The sequence below is a fragment of the Roseovarius salis genome (assembly GCF_044472985.1).
Lineage (GTDB): Bacteria > Pseudomonadota > Alphaproteobacteria > Rhodobacterales > Rhodobacteraceae > Roseovarius > Roseovarius salis.
The window spans coordinates 1-792 of record NZ_JBISDG010000102.1; the positions used below are offsets into that span (position 1 = coordinate 1).

At 62.0% G+C, this 792-nt stretch carries 1 protein-coding gene; it reads left to right on the plus strand.

The window, feature by feature from the left end:
- Positions 1 to 465, plus strand: a 465-nt coding sequence (locus ACH13J_RS18365; protein ID WP_397544789.1) for an IS110 family RNA-guided transposase, incomplete at its 5' end; no start/stop codon positions are given.
- Positions 466 to 792 lie beyond the last annotated feature (327 nt).

Below are 792 nucleotides of genomic sequence, written 5' to 3' on the forward strand. Positions count from 1 at the left end.
TCGGTTGTCACCCAGTTGGACGCACTCCAACGACAGATCGATCACCTGGAGGCGGAAATCCTCGACTGGCACCGTGCCGATGAGACGAGCCGTCGTCTCGCAACGATATCCGGTATCGGTCCGATAACCGCCTCCGCCATCGCCGCGGCCGTTCCCGATCCGGGTCAGTTCCGATCAGGACGACAGTTTGCAGCCTGGCTCGGTCTGACGCCGCGACCCAACAGCTCTGGCGGCAAAGATCGTTTGGGTGGCATCAGCAAGCAAGGCGACGGCTACCTCAGAAGATTGCTCGTCGTCGGTGCGACCGCCGTTGTGCGGATGGTGCGCAAGAACCCAAGTAAGCAGCCCTGGCTGGCTGCATTGCTTGAACGAAAGACGGTTCGTGTCGCAACTGTCGGTTTGGCCGACAAGACCGCCCGGGTCGCGTGGGCCGTCATGACACGAAAGGAAGTCTACGCCGCATAGACCTCATTCCGGACCGCCAGGAAGTGGCAACAGGATGGTGAAAGAGGGCTGAGTGGTGATGACAAACCGGTCAGACCGGGGATCGGCCAAACCCAGGGGAGTAGAGCGCTTCGAGCGCGTTGACCTGATCAGGAACCCGATCCGCGGACTTCATCAGGGCCAGCAGCCATGTCGAGCTGCGCGAACAGGCCGGACACACGGATGCACCCGACCGGTGCGCATTGCCGCCAGAAACCTCTTGCACCGCAGCGGCCGTCCACACATGGCTTAACGGCCAAATCATCGCACACTACGCCGGTGCAGGGGCCCTCCACAGCATCAGGTCAC